Raw genomic sequence first — 15,900 nt, forward strand, 5'->3', positions numbered from 1 at the left:
CAACAGAGGGACCAAAATTATAACGTATGATGTGAGATCTGCTACCTTGGCGGCCTGTGAACCAGAGATGGAGAATGATATGAAAAAAATGATGAATTACTTAATTAGGGTATTAAACTACTTCGTTTGGCTAGTAAAATGGTATTTGATGATTCTTGGATACGTGAGTCTCATGTATTCAGCGCTGGTTCATAAAATAATCAATATTTATACCGTAACTGGCACGATTTTAGCTATTATATTATTTGTTGCGTATTTACTCATTTTGCTATTGAATAAAATTGTTACGATATTAGTTGAGAGGTATCGGAATCGTCACTGAGGGCAAACTTTTCCAAAAAAATTTTATAAACGAAGCAAAGGCCATCTCATTTGAGTGGCCTTTTTTTGATCGAAAGGAGCGATTGTGAAGAAGCAATTCTATTTATCAGAAGAATAACAACTCAATCAAATTCACTGGTTCATAGAGGCCGCCAAACAGCCAGAAATCTATTTCCTCACTAATATTCCAGACGAGAATTATGCAAACGAACTGTCAGATTATACTTACCACCAACTGACATGTAGCTGGTATGCTCGTATGTTAATCTTTAGTGAATTTAATCATATGTCCCAATCATTTCTTGGCATGAAAAAAATCTAACAGGAGCCGTGCGTGCAAAGAGAGTGCAACATTTTTTCGCCAAACTAAAATATGTTTGCTTTCTAATTTTTCTTCAAAAGGAATAAATTTCAATTCGGAATCAGGACGTATGGATAACGCTCCTGACACGGCGATAGTCATAGTATTGTATTCTTTTATAAAGGGAATTGCATTTGTCAATAAATTATGTGTTCCTATGACGTTCAGTTTTTCTTTATTAATTTTTAATGAATCTAGTATGCTTTCGGTAACAATTGAGCGTCGAGACAAAATAATTGGCCTATTGTACAAGTCATTTTTGTTGACACTATTTTTATTAGCTAAAATGTCACTTTTTTTAACTATTATTCCCCATTTCTCTAAAGGTCCCATTTCGTTAGCGTGATATTTGGCAGATTCCACTGGTTCTATTAAAAATGCCAAATCGATGAAGTTGTCATCTAATTTTTCACGTAAATCATCGCCATCACCATTGTAAATATTGATAACTATTTGTGGATACATTGCTCTAAAAGATTTAATAGTTTTGAAAAACCACTCTGAGATAGTTGTTTCAACTAGCCCAATCGATATTGTTCCAGTAGGTACAATATTTGATTGATTAATTTGCTGACGCGTTTTATTAATCATTTGGATAATCTGCTTCGCACTTTGAGCAAACATAACGCCATTATTAGTTAGGGTAATCTCCTTTTTACCTCTGTTAAACAATTTGGTCCCCATCGATTTTTCCAAATCTTGAAGTTGTCGACTAAGTGTTGGTTGGGTGATATGTAATTTTTCCGCCGCGCGTGAAATGTTGCCAGTCTGGACGACTGTTAAAAAATATTTTAATACTCTTGTTTCCATACTTATATTATACACAATAAGCATAGTTACTGATACAGATTAAGTATTTTACATAAAAATAAGGATACTAGATAATGAAAGCATCTTATAGTCAGAAGGAGAAAGTAAAAATGACAGTAGAAAAAGATTTATCAAAAAGTGTAGTTTTCCCAGTAGACAGCAAAATTACGAATGATTTTTTCATTGGAGATGCCTATTTAGACATGATTATTCCAGAGCCCACAGCATCAACGGGTGCAGCGGGAAACGTCACTTTCGCTCCTGGAGCTCGCAATAACTGGCATGTACACGAAATCGGACAAACACTTTTGGTAACAGGCGGAGAAGGATGGTATCAGGAAGAGGGTAAAGTTGCTGAAAAATTAGTAGCTGGCGATATCAAGGTAATTCCTGCAGGTATTAATCACTGGCATGGTGCCACTTCAAATTCTTGGTTCGTTCATATTGCAATTGCGCCTGGATCAACGACATGGAATGGACAAGTCGATGATGAACAGTATGCGGATGCAGAAGCAGGTAAAATAGTAATGGAAAATAAATAAATGGCAGAAAAACAAACAGCTGGACATGATATTCTTGGTGAGTTTGCATCAAAGTTTGCGACATTAAACGATGATGTTTTATTTGGTGAAGTATGGTCAAGAGAAAATGAGCTATCTGCTCATGATAGATCGATGATTACTATTTCAGCGATTATTTCAGGCGGTAATCTAGAACAATTAGAAGCGCACTTAAAACTAGGCAAAAAAAACGGGATTACACAGCAAGAAGTATCAGAAATGATTACGCATTTGGCTTTTTATGTTGGTTGGCCAAAAGCATGGTCGGCCTTTAGTCGTGCTAAAGAGATTTGGCAATAAATAACGTGATGGTGTTCATCATTGTTTAAGAATAGTTAAGATAAAATTTGAAAAAGGTAATCGTATACTAGTGGCATATCAAAAAGAAAAATCGTCAGTCAAATTACTTTTGCTGTTAGGATCATTAATGGCTTTTACATCCTTATCAACCGATGTTTTCTTACCGGCCATGCCAGAAATCTCTCATGATCTGTCAGGACATGCACCATTGCTAATCACCAGCTTCTTAATAGGCTTTGCTGTCGCCCAATTGTTCTGGGGGCCAATCAGTGATAAATATGGTAGAAAAATACCTTTGTTAACAGGAATCTTTTTATTCATCATAGGATCAATCGGTTGTGCTTTAGCTGATGATATGTTTGTAATGATAATTTTTAGAATAATTCAAGCGGTTGGTGCTTGTACAGGGCCAATGATTGCACGAGCAATTGTAAGAGATTTATATTCAGGAATCAAAGCGGCAAGAGTATTTAATGTATTAATGATTATTATGTCAGTCGCACCCATAGTGGGGCCATTAATTGGTGGTCAATTGTTATCATTTTTTTCATGGCGAGCAATCTTTACCTTTATGGCAATCGTTGGTTTAGCCTTGTTTATTAGCACGTTGTTCTTAAAAGAAACTTTAAGTAAATCAAACCGAAGAAATGACTTTTCTGGAATTTTTAAAAGCTACTTTGGAATTTTAAAAAACAAAATGTTCATGTTATCGGCATTAGTGGTCAGCAGCTTTTATCTGGCCATATATGCCTTCATATCTGCATCGCCGTCAGTTTACATTGAACACTTTAATGTTGACTCACGCTACTATGGTTTTTTATTTGGGATTAATGTTTTAGGGTTGACAATTGTCAGTGTATTTAATCGGCGCTTAATTGATCGATTTCCATTATTTCGATTGGTCAGAACAACTATACTAATCTCATTCTTAATTAGTTTGGTCATGTTAATCATGAATTCACTGAATGATAAGTCATTGTTAAGTGTTGCCGTGCCAATATTCATTATTTTTAGTAGTAATGGTATTATCGCCTCTGCTACTAATGCAATTGCTTTAAGTTATGTTTCTAGCAACAGTGTTGGGATTGCCTCAGCTCTATTGGGTTCATTTCAATATGGTAGTGGCATTATTTCGTCTTTATTGTTGTCAATATGGAATTCTAATCACCCGATTCCGATGACTTGGATCACCTTTAGTGGTTTGTTTTTAGCAAGTATCTTTGCTATCCAATTATCGCGTCAGTTAGCTAGTGATAATAAAGAGTAAAACAATATTTAGTAGTTATCTCAAAATCAAGTAATTAATAAGGAGTATATTATGAAAGCAACAGTTTTTATTAAGCCTGGTCAAGTAGAAGTACAAGAAGTTGAAAAGCCCATAATTCAAAATAGCAATGATGCGATCATCAAAGTGGTCAGAGCTAGTGTGTGTGGATCTGATTTGTGGTTCTTTAGAGGGATTAGCCAGCGTGAGCCAAACACATTAGTTGGACATGAAGCTATTGGTATTGTCGAAGAAGTTGGTGCAGATGTTCAAAATGTTAAAGTAGGCGATTTTGTTATTGCGCCATTCACGCACGGTTGTGGACACTGCGCTGCTTGTTTAGCGGGTTTTGATGGTAATTGTCTGAATCAAACAGAAATGGGAAGTTCAGGTTTTCAAGCTGAGTTTATTCGATTCACCAACGCCAATTGGGCACTTGTTAAAATACCTGGGCAACCATCAGATTATACTGAAAACCAACTCAATTCCTTTGTGACCCTGGCTGATGTTATGGCCACAGGATATCATGCCGCAAGAACTGCTGAAGTGTCTAGAGGTGATACAGTTGTAGTTATGGGTGACGGTGCTGTTGGACTTTCAGGAGTTATTGCTTCAAAATTAATGGGTGCTGAAAGAATCATTGTCATGAGTCGCCATGCGGATCGTCAAAAATTGGCTAAAGAATTTGGTGCCACTGACATTATTGAAGAACGCGGTGAAGAAGCTGTTAACAAAGTAATGGCTTTAACGAAAAGTGGAGCAGATGCTGTCCTTGAGTGTGTTGGTACAGAAGAAGCTGTTGATACTGCGGTTCAGTTAGGACGTCCAGGGGCAATCATAGGTCGTGTAGGTGTACCTCAAAAGTCAGATATGAATACCAATAATTTATTTTGGAAAAACATAGGTTTACGTGGCGGAATTGCTTCAGTTACCACTTATGACAAAGAGATGCTGTTAAATGCCGTCCTGAATGATGAAATCAATCCAGGAAAAGTATTTACAAAGAAGTTCGGTATTGACGAAGTACAATCAGCTTATGAAGAAATGGACAAAAGAGAAGCCATTAAATCTTTGTTGGTAATGGATTAAAATAAATTTTACGAAAGTAGGCATAATTGATGACAAGAACTTGGTTAATTACTGGTGTTAGTTCTGGTTTTGGTTACGAGATGGCCAAACAATTGTTAGCATCAGGAAATAAGGTTATTGGTACAGTACGTGATTTAAACAAGGTTGACGATTTAATTTCAAAATATCCAGATGAATTTGATGCACGTATTCTTGATGTTCGTGATGTATCGGCAATCAAAAGTTTAGTCAAGCAATACAATCATATTGACGTACTAGTTAATAATGCGGGTTACGGTCTTTTTGGGGCAGCAGAAGAATTAAGTACGCAAGAAGTCAATGATATTATTGCTACAAATTTGACGGGTTCAATAGAAATGACTCGTGCCGTTTTACCAATCATGAGGAATCAGGGAAGTGGTCGGATTATTCAAATTTCTTCCTATGGTGGTCAAGTGGCCTTCCCAGGAAATTCACTGTATCATGCTACCAAATGGGGAATTGAAGGCTTTACAGAATCATTAGCTAAAGAGGTATCGTCTTTCAATATTGACGTGACAATTGTTGAACCTGGTGGAGCACGCACAGAATTCCGTTATGGCAGCGCGCATGTTGCTAATTTAATGCCGGAATATGATGACAGTGACACGCACGCGTTTTTAAAAATGCTTAATCCGGATAACGGTTTAGCTATTGGTGATCCGATTAAAATGGTGACACGAATTATTGAAAGTGTTGAAGTGACGCCCGCGCCACTGCGATTGGTACTAGGTTCTCAAGCGTTAGAAAATACTATCTTAACGCTAGAAGAACGTATTGCTGATTTTAAAATGCAAACTCAGGTTGCTAAGTCTACGGATTTTCCCGAAGGAGAATAAATTGAAAGTAGTTATTTTAGGCGCATTCGGTCAAATCGCTCGTTTAGTTGAAAATAGATTATTGAGCGAGAGCGATACAGATATGATTTGGTATTTACGACACGCCAGCCGACTAACTAATCCAGATTCAAAACGTGTCGAGATTGTTGAAGGCGATGTTAATGATACAGATAAACTAAGTAATACATTGAAAGATGCTGATTTGGGTTATGCCAACTTAGTTGGCGTTTTTGAACCACAGGCACAGGCTGTTAAAACGGCAATGGAACTTAATCGGGTTAAACGACTTATTTGGGTGACTGGTTTAGGATTGTATCATGAACTGCCTCAAAAATTTGAGCAGTGGAATGAACAATCCATTGGTCATTCGGTGATGGAAGACACTCGTAAAGCTGCTCAAATTTTAGAGAATAGTGATTGAGACGTGACAATTATTCGCGCTGCTTATATGAATAACAATCCTGAAATTGATTATGAATTGACTCAGAAAGGTGAGGAATTTCGTGGCACAATTATATCTCGAGCATCAATTGCAGATTTAATTGTTGAAGTAATTAAAATACCATCCTTATATGAAAATTGCAGTTTAGGGATTGCGGAGCCCAATACTGATGGTGACAAACCACTAGGTTACTGAAAAAAGAAGAGGGACTAACATGACAAAAGTAATGATTTTGGGTGCATCAGGATCAATTGGGCGCGTCGTTAGAAATAGATTTTTAAATGATACAGATTTTGATCTTGTAACGTTGAGTCGTCATAAGATTACCAAGTTAAATAATAGTCGTGAAACTAGTTTTGTGGGTGACTTGTTCGATACAAAATTATTGACCACTGCCATGCGAGGTGTTGATGTTGTTTTTGCCAGCCTTAGTGGTGATTTGCCAAAAATGGCATCAAAAGTTATTGATATCATGCACATAACCAATGTTAAACGATTAATTTTTATTACATCAATGGGTATTTATAATGAAATTCCAGACCACGTTGGCTCCAAGGGTAATCTTTCATCAAATCCGATGCTAGAGTCATATCGTATGGCAGCGGACACGATTGAAGAATCGGACATCAATTACACAATTATCAGACCAGGTTGGTTTGATAACAATGATGATGGTAGCGTGTCAGACTACCAAATAACCAAAAAAGGTGACCCTTTTGGTGGACATGATGTGTCAAGACAGAGCATTGCTGATTTGGTCGTAAAGATTGTGGATGGTCAAATAAAAGCTGATAACCAGAATTGAGGCATTAATCGACCCGAGTAAATATTGATATCTCGATATGATCGATAAAGGAGAAAGTAAAAGATGACAACAGATGTAATGTTGGTAGTTGGAGCAGGACAAATTTCATTAGCAATTGCAAGACGAGTTGGTTCTGGTACAAAAATTATACTGGGAGATAAAAGCATTGAAAATTGCTCAGAAGTCAATAAATTGGACTATTTTTATTCAGTTAATTAGGCGACATTTGAGATACGATTGCGATTATAAAAATTGATATACCAACCAATGCCTGCTTGGACTTTAGTTAATGTTTGGTATGCCTTCACATAAAACTCTTCACGCTTCAATATTGAATGAAATGCTTCCATACGGCCATTATCGTACGTATGTCCTTTGAGTGAATATGAATGTTTCAAGCCATAATTTTGGCATTTAGTATTAAACTCAGCACTCGTGTATTGTGACTCTATATCTGAATGAATAATGAGTGGCTTTCGATGCTTATCTAACGCTATCTGTAAGGCACTTGTGGCTAGCTCGGCTGTTATTGTATCGCCAATTTTATAGCCCAATACCTTTCTCTGCTCAGGATCCAAAACGGTCGCTAAATAGCCCCATCTGTGGTTAGTCAACTGAATATAAATGATATCTGTTTGCCAAATACCGCTCAAATCATGCAAGTGTCTAATCAGATTGGGTTTTTGATCAACCGTCACAACAGTTTTGGGTTTGCGATAACGTTTTTGCATGCGTGATCTAATCCCTAATTCACGTATTAATTTGAGTGTCATATATTCAGGATATTATTGGACAGTCATTGTTTAGTTGACTATAAGCAGCAATACGACGATAGCCATAAAATTTAAAGGTTTTCCAAACGTCTAAAATATAAGGTTTTAGGGATTCTCTACGCTTTTTTTGCCGACTGGGCTGCCAATGGCGCCAGTTGTAATAGGTACTAGATTTGATTTTAAGTGCACTTAAAATACGCACAAGCGCGTAGCCTTGTGCTAAAAATTGATTAACTAGTGGCAATCCCACATTACGGACTATTTTTTGGCTAGTAAGATGGCCGCTCGCTTTAAAATTTCGTTTTCTTCCTGCAAAATAGCGAGGCGCTTCTCTAGTTGCTTAACGTTTTTTAAAGTCTTTGACTGACCCTTGATCATGATTGGGATAGCTTGTTTAACCCAAATAGCAATAGCATCTTTTGATGGTCCAAATTCTTCTGCTAATGATTTGAGTGAACGGCCTTCTTGGTGAAGTTTAACCAATGAATCTTTGAAATCTTGTGAATAACGAATTGACATAAAAATACTCCTATACTTTCATTTTACGGACTGAATAAAAATAGTCCATTTTTTAAGTATAAGAGCACCATTGGCCGACTGATTAATGTTTAATCACTAATTGTCTGGCACATCTTGACAAAATGACTAGTCCGTTCCTACCTTCACAATAGGGAAGGCTGCTATTTTTAATACGTTTTACTAGCATGGTATACGGGTATTTGGTTTATTGTAATTTAATCACACTGGTTCTTTTTGAAAACCATGCTTCTCGTATTATTCATTAAACAAAATAGACAAACATTCTTCCCAATAAGCCAAGGCTCTCTATTTGAAACAGTAGGGGTCTTTTCTTTTGATTTCATAAATTTTTTTACTTGATAATGCGAACGAATGTTCGTATACTACTCTTAGGTTTTCATGAGGTGAACAAGATGAGTGTTGCACAATTACAAACAGTCTTTGAAAAGGAAGCACGACGCGTCTTCTTTCTAATTGATTCAAAGAGTTTTTATGCCAGCGTGGAATGTGTACAACGTGGATTGAATCCCTTAAAGGCGGAACTTGTAGTTTTGTCTGAACAACGAAATACTAACGGTGGATTGGTTTTAGCGGCTTCACCAATGGCTAAAAAGCACCTAGGAATTAGTAATGTTACTCGTAAACGAGATTTACCTAACACTTCATCATTATTTATGGTCAATCCGAGAATGAACCTCTATATCGAAAAGAACCTGGACTTAAACGAGATCTTTTTGGAGTTTGTCGATCAAGACCATGTTTTACCTTATTCGATTGATGAGTCCATTTTAGACATGACTAGTTTCTGGCACTTATTTGGTCGTAGTCCGGAAGAAGTGGCATTGAAAATCCAAAAAGAAGCACGTCAACGCATGGGTCTTTACTTAACTGTTGGGATTGGTGATAGTCCTGTTTTGGCCAAGTTAGCCTTAGACATTGAAGCCAAGCATGCCAAAAATTTAAAAGGGACTTGGCACTATGAAGATGTTGCTGAAAAACTATGGCCAATCACCAATTTGACTGATGTATGGAGTATTGGAAAACGAACGGCTAAAAAGTTAAATAATTGGGGAATTAACTCGATGGGCGATTTAGCCAGCTATGATCCCTATCGTTTAAGAGAAAAAATGGGTTTGATGGGTGAACAGCTATATGCTTTAGCCTGGGGAATTGACCGTTCTGAATTAACTGAAAAGATGACAGTCAAAAATAAGTCATACAGTAATTCGCAAGTTCTACCACGCAACTATCGTAAACAAGAAGAAATTGAGGTGGTGCTTAGTGAGTTAGCTGAGCAAGTCGCTGCTCGAATTCGGCACCACAAGAAACAGGCCCGCCTCGTCACCCTGATATTGGCTACTCCTATTCGGGTATTGAAGAGGAGGGGACACATGGCTTTCATCAAACAGTGCGCATAGAACCCAGCAATCACAGCCATATTTTGATAAAAACTGTCTTGAGTATTTTCCGCAAGAATTGGCCAGGGGCAACTATTCGTAATATTTATGTTGCTTATGGGGATCTATTGGATGATCATCAAGAACAGTTAGACCTTTTTAACTCAACTGTACCAGAGTCTAGTCAAAAAGTTGAGAAGCTACTCGATTAGATGCGAGCCAAATTTGGTAGCACCGCAGTTATGAGAGGCATCTCGCATGAAAAAGGTGGTACTGCCCTGGAAAGAGGTAACTTAGTCGGTGGACACAACGGGGGGAATAGTTATGAATAAAGAGGTTATTCAACGTGCGAAAACTTTTTTTGAACAAGACTACCATGAGCGGGGTAAGATAAAATGGAATGGATTTTTTCTATCCGATCATACTCAGAAAATCAATCAAAGTAAAAAAGACCGAGCGTCGATTCACGAATGGCTTGATGAGACCCCAGTACATGAAATGCAACGAGCCTGTCAAGAAGCCTTTGTCAATTATCGTTTCATCCTGGTGCAGCTCAACAGCACCACTTCTGAACGACTTGCGCCAGCGCCTATACTGATCGCAATTCATTCATTTAACGAAAATGGCTTGTGGGCAAGCAATCAGTATTATGCGTTTGCATCAATTCGCCACTTGGAGGTTAAAAATTGACTGTTGGAGAGATTGAACTGGAAATCATGAATACTATTGAGCCACTTTGGAAAAAAGAATCAAATACCTTGTATGGGGTACGGGTCGTGTTGCCACAATTTGACAACACGCTTAATTTATTTTTTGAATGGCATCGATTAGGAAGAGCAACCACCTCACGAGCCATTAATAGTTATCCAAGTGAGGAAGTAGAAACAGTTTTAGCAGCGGTTCGGTTGATAAAAATTGAAAAAGGAATCACTGTATCAATCAATCGTTAAAATTACAAATCGATATCATCGTTACTTGATAGAATTAGCAGGCCGTGTTATAAATTTATTAACTTAAAATGTTGAAGTTAATCATCTACAGGAAGGACGTTGCTAAAATGACTACAAAATTTTTTACTCGTGAGGCAACGTTGCACGATTTGATAGCTCTTCATACTCTCAACACAAATGAACTTGGTTATGATTATCCTCTTGAAAAGGCAAAAAGTCAGTTATTGCAATTGTTGGAAGACCCTCGTCACCATCTGATGGCTGTTGTCGAAGATTCGCAACATAATGTTCTAGGTTACCTGCATGCCGAAGTTTACCAGGAAATTTATGCTGATTCTGCGTTAAATATCTTAGCATTAGCAGTGAGTCAATCGGCGCAGGGGAAGGGAGTCGGCACGGCATTAATCGAATGGTTAGAGAAAGCTGGTGCAAGACGAAATATTTACACCCTCCGGCTTAATTCTGGTGCAAATCGTCAAAGTGCTCACGCCTTTTATCGACACCTTGGTTTTGAAGAAATCAAAACTCAAAAGAAATTTGTACGGGTGAATCGTTGACCGTCTCCCCTGCAAAGTAAACCGTAAAAACCGCATAGTTAAGGCGCTTTACGATATAGTAAGCACATGCAAACATGTGAAGATGGTGGCTATCCTGGAGAGGTGGTGGTGCCTATGATTTAAAAATCATAACCCACACAATCCTAGGAAAGGAGAAGCCTGATGTTCGCAAAAGATGCCATAACATTGTTGTTAGCATTTGGAATGCTTATTCTAATGTTTATCGGCATTGTGATTGACCCAATCAAATTAAGTCAAAAAAATGACGATTTCGACTTTGACGAGCTGATGGTTATTTAATAACTAGTAAGGTTAGTCACCGTTTAACGGCCTTGCTGTGGACCCCTCTTGTGTCCCCAAAGAAAAGGAATGCTTTGTCATTCCAAATGAAAATAGTTGCTAACACGCAGATTAACAACTATTTAACTAAACAAATTGTTGATGCATGAGTAGGCAACAAAGCACATCAAGAAGCGGTGTTTTAATACTAGACTAGCAGACATAAACCGAGGATTCTTTATGGTTAACCGACCTTAGTCAACTACCATTAAAGTTTCTGAATTTTTTTGTACAGGGTGTTCATTTAATTTAGCAAACTACATATTTTTGGGTTTTTCAATAAAATTGACTTTAGGATTTTGTCCAAAAAATTAAAATTATTTGGAAATCTCAGTTCTAGGAATCTCTACTATGGCTTAAAAAACCAGCAAAATAAATTAGAGAAAAACTGCTAAATTATTTACAGTAGGTCTCTGTAGAGAACCTACAAATGTGATGAACTATAAGAAAAATTATGGATACAGTCTTTTTATGACCCGAATTTACCAGAAGAACGTGGAAGTAATGGTGTGTTGAATTGGTTTGTCCAAGGATTTGTTTTATAGTAGAGTCTACAATTTATCGATGGCTTTAGAAATTGTAGAAAAAATATCAAATGTAATGGTGCAAATTTCAGCATACTAAGATTTTATTGAAGGTAGTTTAGATTATAGTATAGTCATAGAAGAAGCAACGACATGGCAGGGAGTAATTCCTCTGCTCGCTAGCAACCAAGCTTCAAAAAATACCGGAAATAAAAATGTTATTTTAGCTATGAGAGATAATAATGTGATTCAAGTAATATATAGTAATACTTGATGATTATACAGTGAAGATTCTGGTGAGTTTTGATATTGAATATTTAATAGGTAAAGAATGGTCTCCCGGCCGCCATTAAATCTGATTAATTATTGGCGGTATCAGGATTGATCACGATAAAATTGAATATGTTATCAGTCAACAAGGTGATCCGTATAAATGAGGTTTTTGTCTCAGGGCAAAGTGTGCCATTTTGAGTACTCAAGTTAGTTACGAATACTGAATTGTTTGCAGAGAACAAATGAGGATTAGCAGATTTCGGTGCACAATAATTAAATTTGTTCGGTTTATAGAACTAAAAGTAATATGAGCATAGGGAATCAAGAAAGTCTGGAGATTAAATGCTTAATTCAATTTTTATCTTACTCGTTACTGTTGCTATTAGTAACGTCTTTGAAAAAAATTTTCAAAAGATACCTGGTTCTTATATCAATATCACTTTAGGTATTATTTTGGTAATTTTCCCTATGACAAATAAATTTATACTTGGTTTTAACGCAGAACTATTCATGTTAATTATTATTGCACCATTGCTCTTCTTTGAAGGTCAGAATACTAGTAATCATGTTGTTAGAGTGGAATTAAAATCGATTATAGGCACTGTTTTGTTTCTACCAATTGTGACCATGGTAGTGTTGTCAGTGGTACTGCATTGGAAGTTTTCATTGATTTTGCCTTTAGCTGCGATGATTGTTGCTGTTAATATACCTACCGATGCAACGGCACTTAGCGCGGTTATTGGTAATAAAAATATATCGTCAAGATTGAATAATACTTTAAAAATGGAATCTCTTTTTAATGATGCAACAGGCATTGTATTACTTCAGGCTGCAATATTATGGTTATCGGCTGGCAAGTTACTTGTGATTGAGAATAGTGAACACTTTGTCGTATCGGCTGTGGGTGGAGCATTATTTGGTGGTACAGCTGCTTTTATTATTATCATCATTCGTCAAATATGGATTCGATCAGATATAAATGTTATATCCTCGCAATTACTTGTTTACTTATTGACACCAATTATAATATATGTTGTGGCGGAACATATTCATATTTCAGGTATTATTGCTGTTGTAACCGCTGGTTTAGTTCATAATAGTGAAGCTAAGCGTAGTCGATTCTCTGTACCTAGACAATTTCATGTCTCTATGCAGTATATTAATTTTATTTCCGAGATACTCAGTAATTTCGTCTTTGTGATACTCGGGGTTACATTATGCAGGATTTTTTTGGATCAGCGGAATTATGCTCTACATAATTTTAACTGGTTATGGGTGGGAATAAGTGTTTATCTCGTTTCCTTGATTGCAAGATTCTTTTATGCACTTTTGTCCAAATACAATGGATTCGACGCTATTGTATTTGCATTCGGTGGTGTTCATGGTGCAGTTACTTTGTCGCTAACTTTTTCTTTGCTTAGTGAATCGACTTCCATTGTTCAATCGAATTATGCATTAATATTACTATCAACAACTGTTGTTATTATACTTAGTATGACAGTTCCTGCTATTGTAGTTCGCTATATTCTGAAATTAAATGATGGAGAACAGAAATTCGATGAGGATACGAAACAAAAAATTAAAAAAAATATGGTACATCAGGCTCTTTTAGTTGTTGAAGAGATGAAAATCGAAACTTATGTAAAGGGCCGTGTAAAATATGACTTACTAGATCAAATATCCCAAACAACGCTACTTGATTTTGTAAAAGAATGGCGTAATCAGTCAAGGAAAATGTTATTTGAAAAAGCAGAAATTAAACAAGAAAAACAAGCTTTGATGCTTGCTTTTAAAGCGGAAAGAGAATACATTAAATTATTAATTCATTCAAAAACAATAAGTGATGAACTGGGTTATGAAATATATGGTGAGATTCTGCTTTCGGAATCTTTGGTCATTGATCCCGATAATCAGTTCTCCTAATTGTTAAGAGAAGCAATATAGTCAGAATTAAATAAATATGCAACATCTCCTTTGAGTGGTATAATCAATGGCTGGCTAAAGACTTACAGGATATTGATTTTTTTCAAATATTGATAAGGTGCAGTTTTAGCATTTGTTGTTAGTTAAACACTGAAAAGTATCTCTGTCTCAGTTTATGAATAATGAACTATTATTTTATTTCCCAAAAATCAACTATAAGAATGATTGAGAATCATCGGACATCGGCAGTTTAGGAACTGTATAATATTGACGTTGAAATAATTGAAGCCCTTACTCGGTCAGAAAGGCGGTATTTTTCATGACTTTGAAATCATAAAGAACACTAAAAATAGTATTAAAATTTATAGTATTAGAATTTACAGAAGGAGAAGCACAGTGGAGTATACAATTTTGAACAATGGTGTCCAAATGCCAAAATTAGGGTTTGGTGTATATCAAATTCCTGTTGATGAAACAAAAGAAGCCGTTTTAAACGCAATTAAAATTGGTTATCGTTTAATAGATACAGCTGGAGCTTATAAAAATGAAGTCCAAGTGGGACAGGCTGTTAATGAAGCAATCAAAGCAGGAATTGTTAAACGTGAAGAATTGTTTATTACAACCAAACTTTGGGTAAGCGAGTACAATGAACAACATGCCGAAAAGGCGATTAACGATCGTTTGCAGAAGATGCAACTCGATTATTTGGATTTACTATTACTACATCAACCTTATGGGGATATTTATGGCGCTTGGCGTGCAATGGAAAAGTCTTTAAATGCTGGTAAATTGCGTTCAATCGGGGTCTCAAATTTTGATTCGGGCAAAATTGTCGAATTTGCCAAATTAGTCTCAGTAACGCCACAAGTTAACCAGCTCGAATTTAATCCCTGGAATCAGCGTGAAAATGATGAAGAATGGAACAGAAAGTATCACGTTCAACCTGAAGCATGGGCACCGTTTGCGGAAGGAAGGTTAGATTTGTTTCACAATGAGATTTTGCAGGAAATTGGTAATAAATATAACAAAACGATTGGACAAGTTGTGTTAAGGTGGTTAGTTCAAAGAAATATTGTGGTTCTGGCAAAATCGGTTCGTGAATCACGGATGCGTGAAAATATGGATATTTTTGATTTTTCTCTTTCAGAATCCGATATGAACTTAATAAAAAGTTTGAACAGAAACGAAACTGCTTTTTTTGATCATCATGATCCAATCCAAGTGGAACGAATTACTGGGTGGACTCTTTAAATCATAAACCAATAATCTTGATACAACTCTGAACAGCAATTCTAATAAATTTTATAGATTACTGCCTTGATTTATCAATGATTTATAAGTGATTTTAGCTTAACCCTTTTTGCTTTTTTATATAACTAAATAAACAGACAGGCGTCCCAAGGGCGTCTTTTTATTTGTCTCAATCGATAAATCAACCAAACGAAAGGAAACATGACCATGACAAAATATCTGATTTTAACCGAAAAGCCTAGCGCTCGCCGAAACTTTGAAAAGGCACTCGGTGGTCTCACTGGGCATTTTGCGAATTTTGACTATGAATTAACCAATCTCAGAGGCCACGTGATGACCTTGGCTGAACCACAAGACCAAGTCCCCGAAGCGCTTACGGCCAAAATGAAGTCCTGGGACCTCAAAGACTTGCCGTGGGACTTAAACCAGTTTGATTGGAAACGAACCTATATTGTCAGTAAAAATCCGCGAACTGGTCAACAAGAAAGTACAAAGTCGCTTTTAGATGATCTCAAGAAAAAAACCAGTCAAGGCTTTGATGGGCTTGTCATTGCCACGGATACTGACCCTTCGGGGGAAGGGGAC

16 protein-coding genes and 3 pseudogenes are annotated in these 15,900 nt (G+C 36.6%); 16 read left to right on the forward strand and 3 right to left on the reverse strand.

What is annotated here, in order from left to right; all coding sequences use genetic code 11:
• Nucleotides 1-616 precede the first annotated feature (616 nt).
• Nucleotides 617-1,492, reverse strand: a complete 876-nt coding sequence (locus tag AOQ32_RS07555; RefSeq protein ID WP_158531887.1) for a LysR family transcriptional regulator — start codon at nucleotides 1,490-1,492, stop codon at nucleotides 617-619.
• Between the two features lie 110 nt (nucleotides 1,493-1,602).
• Between AOQ32_RS07555 and AOQ32_RS07560 the strand changes: the two genes are divergently transcribed.
• The 8 genes and pseudogenes from AOQ32_RS07560 to AOQ32_RS07595 all read left to right on the forward strand — a co-directional run.
• Nucleotides 1,603-2,034 (forward strand): cupin domain-containing protein, encoded by a 432-nt coding sequence (locus AOQ32_RS07560; RefSeq protein ID WP_059394303.1) that lies wholly within the window; start codon nucleotides 1,603-1,605, stop codon nucleotides 2,032-2,034.
• Nucleotides 2,035-2,352 carry a carboxymuconolactone decarboxylase family protein gene (locus tag AOQ32_RS07565; protein WP_059394292.1) on the forward strand — a complete coding sequence of 106 codons (318 nt, stop codon included), beginning with the start codon at nucleotides 2,035-2,037 and terminating at the stop codon, nucleotides 2,350-2,352. It abuts the gene before it with no gap.
• Between the two features lie 70 nt (nucleotides 2,353-2,422).
• Nucleotides 2,423-3,619 (forward strand): multidrug effflux MFS transporter, encoded by a 1,197-nt coding sequence (locus AOQ32_RS07570; RefSeq protein WP_148666533.1) that lies wholly within the window; start codon nucleotides 2,423-2,425, stop codon nucleotides 3,617-3,619.
• A gap of 51 nt (nucleotides 3,620-3,670) precedes the next feature.
• The gene (locus AOQ32_RS07575) at nucleotides 3,671-4,705 is read left to right on the forward strand and encodes a zinc-binding dehydrogenase (protein ID WP_059394294.1); all 1,035 of its coding nucleotides are present in this window, start codon (nucleotides 3,671-3,673) and stop codon (nucleotides 4,703-4,705) included.
• A gap of 29 nt (nucleotides 4,706-4,734) precedes the next feature.
• Nucleotides 4,735-5,562 (forward strand): SDR family oxidoreductase, encoded by an 828-nt coding sequence (locus AOQ32_RS07580; protein ID WP_059394295.1) that lies wholly within the window; start codon nucleotides 4,735-4,737, stop codon nucleotides 5,560-5,562.
• A 1-nt stretch (nucleotide 5,563) separates the two neighbouring features.
• Nucleotides 5,564-6,199, forward strand: a pseudogene (locus AOQ32_RS07585) (NAD(P)H-binding protein).
• 19 nt (nucleotides 6,200-6,218) lie between these two features.
• The gene (locus AOQ32_RS07590) at nucleotides 6,219-6,809 is read left to right on the forward strand and encodes an NAD(P)H-binding protein (protein ID WP_059394296.1); all 591 of its coding nucleotides are present in this window, start codon (nucleotides 6,219-6,221) and stop codon (nucleotides 6,807-6,809) included.
• Between the two features lie 63 nt (nucleotides 6,810-6,872).
• A pseudogene (locus AOQ32_RS07595) lies at nucleotides 6,873-7,001 on the forward strand (SDR family oxidoreductase); the annotation flags it as partial.
• 23 nt (nucleotides 7,002-7,024) lie between these two features.
• On the opposite strand, the gene AOQ32_RS07600 reads toward AOQ32_RS07595, so the two are convergent.
• Both AOQ32_RS07600 and AOQ32_RS07605 read right to left on the reverse strand, forming a co-directional pair.
• On the reverse strand, nucleotides 7,025-7,540 hold the full coding sequence (locus AOQ32_RS07600; RefSeq protein WP_158531888.1) for a DDE-type integrase/transposase/recombinase: 516 nt from the start codon (nucleotides 7,538-7,540) through the stop codon (nucleotides 7,025-7,027).
• A gap of 300 nt (nucleotides 7,541-7,840) precedes the next feature.
• On the reverse strand, nucleotides 7,841-8,101 hold the full coding sequence (locus tag AOQ32_RS07605) for a transposase (protein WP_059394297.1): 261 nt from the start codon (nucleotides 8,099-8,101) through the stop codon (nucleotides 7,841-7,843).
• Between the two features lie 413 nt (nucleotides 8,102-8,514).
• Here AOQ32_RS07605 and AOQ32_RS07610 point away from each other — a divergent pair.
• From AOQ32_RS07610 to AOQ32_RS07640, 8 genes and pseudogenes are all read left to right on the forward strand, one after another.
• Nucleotides 8,515-9,830, forward strand: a pseudogene (locus AOQ32_RS07610) (Y-family DNA polymerase).
• Complete coding sequence (locus tag AOQ32_RS07615) at nucleotides 9,823-10,188, forward strand: hypothetical protein (protein ID WP_059394298.1); 366 nt, start codon at nucleotides 9,823-9,825, stop codon at nucleotides 10,186-10,188. The pseudogene AOQ32_RS07610 and the gene AOQ32_RS07615 overlap by 8 nt, the downstream one beginning before the upstream one ends.
• The gene (locus AOQ32_RS07620; protein WP_059394299.1) at nucleotides 10,185-10,448 is read left to right on the forward strand and encodes a hypothetical protein; all 264 of its coding nucleotides are present in this window, start codon (nucleotides 10,185-10,187) and stop codon (nucleotides 10,446-10,448) included. The genes AOQ32_RS07615 and AOQ32_RS07620 overlap by 4 nt, the downstream gene beginning before the upstream one ends.
• A gap of 107 nt (nucleotides 10,449-10,555) precedes the next feature.
• Nucleotides 10,556-11,005 carry a GNAT family N-acetyltransferase gene (locus AOQ32_RS07625; protein WP_059394300.1) on the forward strand — a complete coding sequence of 150 codons (450 nt, stop codon included), beginning with the start codon at nucleotides 10,556-10,558 and terminating at the stop codon, nucleotides 11,003-11,005.
• 162 nt (nucleotides 11,006-11,167) lie between these two features.
• Nucleotides 11,168-11,305 carry a putative holin-like toxin gene (locus AOQ32_RS08710; protein WP_158531889.1) on the forward strand — a complete coding sequence of 46 codons (138 nt, stop codon included), beginning with the start codon at nucleotides 11,168-11,170 and terminating at the stop codon, nucleotides 11,303-11,305.
• 1,178 nt (nucleotides 11,306-12,483) lie between these two features.
• On the forward strand, nucleotides 12,484-14,064 hold the full coding sequence (locus AOQ32_RS07630; RefSeq protein WP_059394301.1) for a cation:proton antiporter: 1,581 nt from the start codon (nucleotides 12,484-12,486) through the stop codon (nucleotides 14,062-14,064).
• Between the two features lie 396 nt (nucleotides 14,065-14,460).
• The gene (locus tag AOQ32_RS07635; RefSeq protein WP_059394302.1) at nucleotides 14,461-15,315 is read left to right on the forward strand and encodes an aldo/keto reductase; all 855 of its coding nucleotides are present in this window, start codon (nucleotides 14,461-14,463) and stop codon (nucleotides 15,313-15,315) included.
• 207 nt (nucleotides 15,316-15,522) lie between these two features.
• On the forward strand, nucleotides 15,523-15,900 hold a 378-nt coding region (locus tag AOQ32_RS07640; protein WP_242976727.1), incomplete at its 3' end, for a toprim domain-containing protein.

Origin of the sequence: Fructobacillus tropaeoli (assembly GCF_001047135.2) — a bacterium.
In the GTDB taxonomy this organism is placed as follows: domain Bacteria; phylum Bacillota; class Bacilli; order Lactobacillales; family Lactobacillaceae; genus Fructobacillus; species Fructobacillus tropaeoli.